Source organism: Kitasatospora sp. NPDC056651 (genome assembly GCF_042792155.1).
In the GTDB taxonomy this organism is placed as follows: domain Bacteria; phylum Actinomycetota; class Actinomycetes; order Streptomycetales; family Streptomycetaceae; genus Kitasatospora.
On sequence record NZ_JBHTWX010000055.1, the window covers coordinates 46,888 to 54,606 of the forward strand.

At 73.1% G+C, this 7,719-nt stretch carries 7 protein-coding genes, 1 tRNA gene and 1 other RNA gene; 4 read left to right on the plus strand and 5 right to left on the minus strand.

All coding sequences use genetic code 11. From position 1 onward, the window contains the following. Nucleotides 1–32 precede the first annotated feature (32 nt). From ACFRAR_RS21810 to ACFRAR_RS21820, 3 genes are read right to left on the minus strand one after another with little or no spacing between them, the layout of a single operon-like run. Nucleotides 33–2,432 (minus strand): lanthionine synthetase LanC family protein, encoded by a 2,400-nt coding sequence (locus ACFRAR_RS21810; protein ID WP_380699777.1) that lies wholly within the window; start codon nt 2,430–2,432, stop codon nt 33–35. Next, nucleotides 2,429–3,598, minus strand: a complete 1,170-nt coding sequence (locus ACFRAR_RS21815; RefSeq protein WP_380699778.1) for a hypothetical protein — start codon at nt 3,596–3,598, stop codon at nt 2,429–2,431. The genes ACFRAR_RS21810 and ACFRAR_RS21815 overlap by 4 nt, the downstream gene beginning before the upstream one ends. Further along, complete coding sequence (locus ACFRAR_RS21820) at nt 3,595–3,924, minus strand: hypothetical protein (RefSeq protein WP_380699779.1); 330 nt, start codon at nt 3,922–3,924, stop codon at nt 3,595–3,597. The genes ACFRAR_RS21815 and ACFRAR_RS21820 overlap by 4 nt, the downstream gene beginning before the upstream one ends. A 335-nt stretch (nt 3,925–4,259) precedes the next feature. On the opposite strand from ACFRAR_RS21820, the gene ACFRAR_RS21825 reads away from it, so the two are divergent. After that, a complete protein-coding gene (locus ACFRAR_RS21825) occupies nt 4,260–4,475 on the plus strand; it encodes a hypothetical protein (RefSeq protein WP_380699780.1) in 216 nt (71 codons plus the stop codon). Then, nucleotides 4,475–4,897 carry a hypothetical protein gene (locus ACFRAR_RS21830; protein WP_380699781.1) on the plus strand — a complete coding sequence of 141 codons (423 nt, stop codon included), beginning with the start codon at nt 4,475–4,477 and terminating at the stop codon, nt 4,895–4,897. Before ACFRAR_RS21825 ends, ACFRAR_RS21830 begins: the two co-directional genes overlap by 1 nt. An 89-nt stretch (nt 4,898–4,986) precedes the next feature. Here ACFRAR_RS21830 and ACFRAR_RS21835 read toward each other — a convergent pair whose 3' ends face one another. Together ACFRAR_RS21835 and ACFRAR_RS21840 are read right to left on the minus strand one after the other, a co-directional pair. Further along, nucleotides 4,987–5,814 (minus strand): alpha/beta fold hydrolase, encoded by an 828-nt coding sequence (locus tag ACFRAR_RS21835; protein ID WP_380699782.1) that lies wholly within the window; start codon nt 5,812–5,814, stop codon nt 4,987–4,989. 217 nt (nt 5,815–6,031) lie between these two features. Beyond that, nucleotides 6,032–6,116, minus strand: a tRNA-Ser gene (locus tag ACFRAR_RS21840). A gap of 110 nt (nt 6,117–6,226) precedes the next feature. Here ACFRAR_RS21840 and ffs point away from each other — a divergent pair. Together ffs and ACFRAR_RS21850 are read left to right on the plus strand one after the other, a co-directional pair. Further along, nucleotides 6,227–6,317: signal recognition particle sRNA small type (gene ffs, locus ACFRAR_RS21845), an RNA gene on the plus strand. Between the two features lie 70 nt (nt 6,318–6,387). Beyond that, nucleotides 6,388–7,719: DNA polymerase III subunit gamma and tau (locus ACFRAR_RS21850; protein WP_380699783.1), on the plus strand; the 1,332-nt coding region annotated here is incomplete at its 3' end.

A 7,719-nucleotide genomic window follows, 5' to 3' on the forward strand; every position in this document is an offset into this window, starting at 1 on the left:
CCGGTCTTGAACGAATCGGACACCCCGCCCCGTCAGGGCTCGAACAGCGGCTGTCTCGCGTCGTCCGGTCGCGCTGTCTCTCGTAGGGCGAGTGCGAGCCCCGGTTCGCCCTTGTACAGGCTGTTCGCCAGGCCGCCGTCATCGAGTGGGGTCAGCCGGGTGGCAGCCCGGCCGAGACATCGATCGGCCCGTGCCAGCCACTCGGCGTCGCCCGAGTGCCGGTACATGGCGAGAAGTGCGAAGACCCTGCCCGCCTCGCCGCAGCAGAGACTGACGCCGCCGCCATCGTGTTCGAACGTGCTCCAGGCGGCACGCGAGGCCAGTTCGAGGTAGGAGGGGTCGCCGAGGAGCCGGTGGGCGGCGGTCCACAGGTGCACGTGGCCCGGTGCGCCGTGGCACCATCCGCGCATGACCTCGTGGCCGCTTCCGTCGAGACGGGTCGGCCAGGTGACGCCATGACCGTCCGGAACGGCGAGGGCCGCGAGTTCTCCCAGCCGTTGCCGGACGCCGGGCGGCACCGGAATGCCGGACGCCTCGGACCAGATGAGGGTGGCGTAGAGGATCCCGGCCCAACCGTGAGCCGCACCCGTGTACGCGGTGCCGGCCAGTAGCGCGCGGCGCGCTCCGGGAGGTGCCGATGCGGCCGCCGACCGCAGGTCCCGCCACACGGAATCGAGGACCGACTGTCCGAAAGCCAGCAGCGCCCGCAACGGTTCGACGGCTTCGGTGCTCCGGTCGGCGGCGTCACGCAGCGCGCCGACGAGCAGGGCCGCGGGCACGATCACGCTGGTCCGCCCGAGCGTCGGGTCGAGGCCGGCGCACGGCAGGCCGGCGAGCCGGATGTACCTGCGCACGGCCGTGACGACGCCGTCGACGTCGCCGCGCGCCTCCGCGACCAGGGCGCGGACGACCTCGATTCCCGAACCGGTGTGGTACGGCGAGACCGCGCCGACCAGCTCCGGTCCCATGCCGCGGGCCTCATCGAGGACGCCGCGCGGTTCCTCCGCCCATCGACCGGCCTGTTCCACCCACTGGTCGGCGGCTTCCAGCAGTGTCGGGCTGCCGTCGGCGATCGAGGCGCACAGCAGGTAGTAGGCGATTCCGGCCGCTCCGGTCATCACCGTGGCCCGGGGGCCGGACACCGGGCCCGTCGCGAAGAGTTCACCGTCCGGTCGGAAGCGGGCCTCGACGCGGGGAACCAGCGAAGCGAGACGGCCGGGCCCCGTGACGGGCCGGGCCGGCGGCTCCGCTTCGGCTCCGGCGGCCATCGCCCCGGCCATGTCCCCGACGGACCGGAAACGCGACCCCGGGTCCTTCGACAGCGCCGTGGTGATCACGTGCTCGACATCGGGCCAGTCCGGGACGCCGCGTTCGCGGAAGGGGACCGGCTCCCGCTCGACGACGGTCCGCAGGAACTCGCGGCGCTCGGCGGGAAGGTCCACGTAGGGGTGGCCCGTCGCCAGCCGGTAGCAGAGCGCCGCGAGCGCGTACTGCTCGGATTCGGAGGTGACCGACGCCGGCCGCACCCCGTCGCGCAGTGCGCTCGCCAGCTCCGGGTCCATGTACTCGGGGACGCCGCCGCGGACGCCCGCGGCGGCGGCGGGGGCGCCGATGACGCGGGCGAGACCGAAGTCGACCAGTCGGATCGCGGCGTCGCCGTCGACGATGACGTTGCGGGGATGGACGTCGCCGTGCAGGACGCCGCGCCCGTGCATCGCCGCGTACGTGCCCAGGAGCGTGCCGAGCAGTGCCCGCAGCTTCGGACGTCCGGAGCGCCGGTTCCGCTGCTCCTCGGCCGTCCGGGTGATCGGCACGCCCGGGCACCACTCCATGACGAGTGCGCTGCGGGTGCCCTCCGTGACCAGGTCCACGAGCGTCGGAGCGGGGACGCCGCCGAGCCGGGCCAGGATGTCCGCCTCCGCGGCCAGCCGGTGGCCGGCGCCTGGCGTGGCCGATTCGTCCACGAGCTTCATGGCGATGTCGGTGCCGCGGGCGGTGCGCGCCCGGTAGACCTGCGAGTCCGGCAGGACGCTCAGGCACCGTACGACCGTCTGCCCGAACGCGAGGGAGCCCGGCGGGTACCACGGCTCCGACCGGGTGCGTCCTGGTGAGCCCTCGGGGACCAGCCAGTCCGTGTCGACGAAGCGGCTCAGCGCCGGCCACACCTCTTCGAGCAACTGCTGCGGATCCTGGGCGGTGTCGCGCGCGAGACGGATGATCACGTCGACCACCCGCGCCCCGCCGCGGAAGCGGGCCAGGACCAGCGCGAGATCGTCGGCGACCACGCAGGACCTGGTACGCGACCTCGGCCGGGTCAGGATCCAGTCGGTCGCCTCGTGCGGAATGCCGACCAGCCGGTCGGCGCCGATCCGGGCCACCGGGGTCAGCTCGACGTCGTCGGGCAGGGTCAGGATGCCGGTGACCACGGTCATGTCCGTCCCCGATCCCGCCCGGGCCCGAACAGGTCGGTCGCGGGCGTCCACGTGCGGGTGTCCACACCGACGGCGTCGAGTCGGCACAGCGCCGCGTCGACCGCCTCGGGCAGGCCGCGCCGCGCCGCCTCCCACAGCGCCGCCGCGAGCCGGTGGGTCAGCCATGTCCGCCAGCTGTCCGACAGGAAAGCGCCCGGTCCGTTCGGGAACCGGGGTGGGTCGACGCCCCACGACAGGAGTCCGTCGCCACCGAGGTCGGCGGTGAACGGCACGCCGTGACCAGGCATCCCGGCGAGTGCCCGGCGCAGGTCGCCGGCCAGCGAGGCCACCGCGTGCATCGAGCCGAGGTAGACGATCAGCTTGTCCGGGCGCAGGACGCCGTAGCAGTCGTTGCCGGCCTTCCAGCCGACGGCGTCGTCCCGGTCCGCGGCGAGGCCGACGGTCATGGCCACGGCGTCCGGGAAGTGTTCCGGCATCGGGCTCACGTACAACTTGTGGAGGCGGGCTTCGGGCGCGCCCACCGGGCCGGGACGCGCACGGGAGTAACTGGACCAGGTGCGGCCGTCGCCGACCTGCCGCCACGGGGCACCGCCGGACCGGGACGCCGCCGTGAGGGTCGCCTCGACGGTGTCCCTGGACCAACGGCGGCGCGCCGCCGGGCCGACCGGAATGCGGTGATAGGCGTAGAGGCGGCCGGCCATCGCGGCGGGACCGGCCAGCCGGAGGCCGTCGGCATGCCGGATCGCGTCGAGCGAGAGGCGCATCAGCACGCCCGTCGACCGCGTGTCGGCGGCGGGCCGCGCGGGCCGCGCGGGCCGTGGAAGGGCGCCGATCCCGGTCCGGAAGACGCCGTCGTCCTCCACCCCGAGGACCTCGGCCGCGACCAAGTCCCCGAGCTGTAGCGCGAGTGCCCCCGAACCCCGCTCTTCGGGCACCGGCCCGCCGTTGACGAGCCTGCGGAACAGGGCCGCGGTGTCGTGGTTGACCAGCTTGACGGTCAGGCCGGTCCGCTCCCGGGGGACGAGGACTCCGTAGACCTCGGGATCGTCGGTGACCCGAGCCAGGGCGTCCCGCTGCGCGGAGGTGAGGTCGGCCAGGCGGTACAGCCGGTAGCCGGGGTTCGACCGGTAGACGCGGCCGGGGTCGCCCACCGTCGACGGTGTCATGCGGGCGGAAGGGCGGCCTTCAGCCGGCGGACCTCGTCGAGGGCTCCGCGGAGTTCCTTCTCCAGGAAGTCCGCTTCGGACGCCGTTCTCGGCTGCGAACGGGCGCGCGCCCTGCCCTCGGCGAGCTCCACCTGCCTCAGCGCGTTCTGCAACTCGCGCCGGAGCAAGGGAAGGGTGTCGACATCGCGGCGGTCCTGGATGACCGAGGTCAGCGGACAGGTCAGCTCGCCGCAGCGAACGGTCGGCAGGTCACAGGAGATGACCGAGCAGTCGTCGCAGTGCGTCCCCTCGTCGCCGAGAACAGTGACCATCAGGTCTCTGAACATGAATCGCATGGCAACCTCCAGCGTGGAGGGCTTCCTGGGGTCGGGAGGACCAAGGATGTCGAGCGTTCACCATTCGAGCGTTCACCGTCGATGGTCCGATCGGGTGTCCCCTCCATCCAGCATGGAGGGGCCTTCCCCTCTTGTCATTTCCGCCGTCACGGGGTCCCGAGAGCCGGTTCGGCCGGTACGGAGACGGCCTGCCCCGGCTCACTCCAATCGGCCAACCGTGCTCGCGGGCCCCCGGGGCCGGTGGCAGTGTCGCCGGTGGGGCGGCCGACCACCGGCCGGGCCCGGAGAGACGGAACCGGCGACGGATCCGGGAGAAGGAGTTACGCATGGCCAAGACAGGACTGCGAGTCGCCGTCCAGGGTGACCTGCCGGCGAAGACGATGGAGCGGATCGCGGACGCCGTACGGCGGACGGTGCTCGACGAGGTCGCCGAGCTCGACCTCGCGCCCCCGCTGCACGAGGTGTCCCACGAGCCGGGGAAGCCGGGCGACGGGCTGGGCGGCCAGCCGGTCCTCGGGATCGTCTTCGACCGGGCGACGTAGTGGCCGGGGGAGGGCCCGGGGCGGGCACCGCGGGCGCGGCGACCTGTCCCAGCAGTACCTGTGCCCCCGGCCACCTGCTGCTCGGCATCGTCCGGCCGGACGGGAGCGTCGCCGCGCTGCACCCGCCGCTGCCGGTGAGCGCCGAGTTCGCCGAGCGCGCGGCGGCTCCCGGCCTGCGCGTGCCCGAGGCCCGGTTCCGCTTCGCCGGCCCGTGCGTCGAGTCGGCGTGCCGCCAGTGGGCGGAAGGCCGGTGCTCCCTCGGCGACCTGGTGTCGGAACTGGGACGTGCGGAGCGCGCCGCGGACGGCGCGCTCGCGCCGTGCGCCGTCCGTCCGACCTGCCGCTGGTGGGCCCAGGGAGGTCCCGACGCCTGCCGGGTCTGCCCGAGCATCGTGCACACCACGAAGGCACCGCCCGCCTGACGGCCGGACGGCGGTGACGAACGCGGCTGGGACCGGAACGGGAAGCAGGGGCGTCCCGCGGAGTCGCTCGGCGATGGGGCAGGTCCCGCCTACGGGGAAGGCCGGCCGGTCACTTCGATGAAGCTGGTCACGCGCTTCACATAGGCGGCCGGGTGGCTGATGTGGGGGAGGTGCCCGGCTCCCTGGAAGGTGTGGGTTTCCGCCTGGGGCAGAGCCGCGGAGAGCCGGGCGGCGATCGTGGCGAACCACGGAGGGCTCGCCGTCCCCTTCGTCAGAAGGACGGGCCCGGTGTAGCCGGAGATGAGATCGAGGTCGAGATGCGCCCACTGCGGGTCGGCCTGTTCGTCCATGAAGGTGGGGGCGTTGGTGATGAACGTCTCGCGGAGCTGTTCCGGCAGCTGGTCCCAGGCCCCTGGCCCCAGGGCGACCTCCTCCACGAACCGGCGCGCTCCCGTGCGCCTCTCGCCCGCCCGGAGGCTGGCGAGGACGGATTCGATCTTCTCCCCGGTGGCCGCCATCAGCGGCAGCAGCTCGCGGTCATCGGCCACGATGCCCATGAGTGGGGGCTCGTGGGCGACGAGGCCCCGGACGAGCTCCGGACGCCGGGCCGCCAGGCCGAGTGCGGTCGAGGCGCCGAAGGAGTTGCCCGCGACGTACGCCGGAGCGAATCCCAGAGTCTCGATCAGCGCGGCCAGGTCCTCCTCGTCCTCGAACCGGGTTCCCCGCCCGGGAGGGCGTTCGCTCTGGCTGTGCCCCCGCCGGTCGTAGACGAGCACCCGGAACCTCAGTGCGAGGGCGTGAAGGACAGGAGCCCAGCCGGCGTGATCGCTCCAGGAGCCGTGCACCAGAACCAGCGGATCGCCGTCCCCGGCCACCTCGTAGAAGAGTTCGATGCCGTTCACTCCGACCCGTGGCATGCCTGATCTCCTCACCGACGAGCGGCGGCCGCTGCTCGGCCCATTGAGGCACTGCCGGCCCGGCCCCGCAACCGCGGCAGGCCGGACGTCACGCGTCCGGCCTGTGGTCTTCAAGGTCGACTACCTCGGCGGCGACATGCCCGGCCGAGACCACGACACGACGAAGGCCCCGACCGCTGGGCGGTCGGGGCCTTTCGTTTGCCCTGGCGGGCGAAGGCGGAGGATACGAGATTCGAACTCGTGAGGGGTTGCCCCCAACACGCTTTCCAAGCGTGCGCCCTAGGCCTCTAGGCGAATCCTCCGTGGGAGAGCTTAGTACATGTTTCGGGGTGGTCGCGACCACCTGTCTCGCAGGCGGGGGGTGGGGGTGGCCTGTGGATCGTCGGGGCGCGGATCCGGTAGTGTGGGGGTCAGCCCCTCGTGTGGCGTCATCTCTCTGAACCCCCCCAGGGCCGGAAGGCAGCAAGGGTAGGAGGGCTCTGGCGGGTGCACGGGGGGTCTTTGCGTTCCCGGGGGGCGGTCGGGGAGTGAGGGGCGACGCGTTTGTCGGTCCGTCCCGATATCGTCGGTGGTGTGTCCCTAGCCCTGTACCGCCGCTACCGCCCCGAGACCTTCGCGGAGGTCATCGGGCAGGAGCACGTGACCGCTCCGCTCCAGCAGGCCCTGCGTAACAACAGGGTCAACCACGCGTACCTGTTCAGCGGGCCGCGCGGCTGTGGCAAGACGACGAGCGCGCGCATCCTGGCCCGTTGCCTCAACTGTGAGCAGGGGCCGACGCCGACGCCCTGCGGAGAGTGCCAGTCCTGCCGGGACCTCGCGACCGGCGGGCCCGGGTCGATCGACGTGATCGAGATCGACGCCGCCTCGCACGGTGGTGTGGACGACGCGCGCGAGCTGCGCGAGCGGGCGTTCTTCGCGCCGGTGCACAGCCGCTACAAGATCTTCATCCTGGACGAGGCGCACATGGTGACCTCGGCCGGCTTCAACGCGCTGCTCAAGGTGGTCGAGGAGCCGCCGGAGCACCTCAAGTTCATCTTCGCGACCACCGAGCCGGAGAAGGTGATCGGGACGATCCGGTCCCGGACGCACCACTACCCGTTCCGGCTGGTCCCGCCCGGCACGCTGCGCGACTACCTGGCGGAGGTGTGCGGCCGGGAGGGCATCCAGGTCGAGGACTCCGTGTTCCCGCTGGTGGTCCGGGCGGGTGCCGGGTCGGTGCGTGACTCGATGTCGGTCATGGACCAGCTGCTGGCCGGGGCCGCCGAGGGCGGCGTCACGTACCAGATGGCCACGGCGCTGCTCGGGTACACCGACTCCGCGCTGCTGGACGAGGTGGTGGACGCCTTCGCCGCGCACGACGGGGCGACGGTGTTCCAGGTGATCGACCGGGTGGTCGAGGGCGGGCACGACCCGCGGCGCTTCGTCACCGATCTGCTGGAGCGGCTGCGCGACCTGGTGATCCTGGCCACCGTGCCGGACGCGGGGGAGAAGGGGCTGATCGACGCCCCGGCGGACCGGGTCGCGGTGATGCAGGCGCAGGCGGACGCGTTCGGCTCGGCCGAGCTGAGCCGGGCCGCCGACATCGTCAACACCGGGCTGACGGAGATGCGCGGCAACTCGGCGCCCCGGCTCCAGCTGGAGCTGATCTGCGCCCGGGTGATGCTGCCGGGCGCGTACAGCGACGAGCTGTCGTTGCAGGCGCGGCTGGACAAGCTGGAGCGGCGGGCGACGGCGGGCGGGTTCGCCGCGCCGATGGCGGCCCCGACGGCGGTCCCGATGACGGCCCCGGCCCCGGTGGCAGAGGCGCCGGTGGCCCCCGCCCCCGCCCCCGCCCCCGCCCCCGTCGCGCCGCCGGTGCAGCCCATGCCCGTGCAGGCCGCGCAGGCCGCGCAGCCCGTGCAGGCC

What these genes read in the sequence shown, in the direction of transcription:
- ACFRAR_RS21810 (WP_380699777.1), bottom strand. Translation starts at nt 2,432, where the DNA reads ATGACCGTGGTCACCGGCATCCTGACCCTGCCCGACGACGTCGAGCTG.
- ACFRAR_RS21815 (WP_380699778.1), bottom strand. Translation starts at nt 3,598, where the DNA reads ATGACACCGTCGACGGTGGGCGACCCCGGCCGCGTCTACCGGTCGAAC.
- ACFRAR_RS21820 (WP_380699779.1), bottom strand. Translation starts at nt 3,924, where the DNA reads ATGTTCAGAGACCTGATGGTCACTGTTCTCGGCGACGAGGGGACGCAC.
- ACFRAR_RS21825 (WP_380699780.1), top strand. Translation starts at nt 4,260, where the DNA reads ATGGCCAAGACAGGACTGCGAGTCGCCGTCCAGGGTGACCTGCCGGCG.
- ACFRAR_RS21835 (WP_380699782.1), bottom strand. Translation starts at nt 5,814, where the DNA reads ATGCCACGGGTCGGAGTGAACGGCATCGAACTCTTCTACGAGGTGGCC.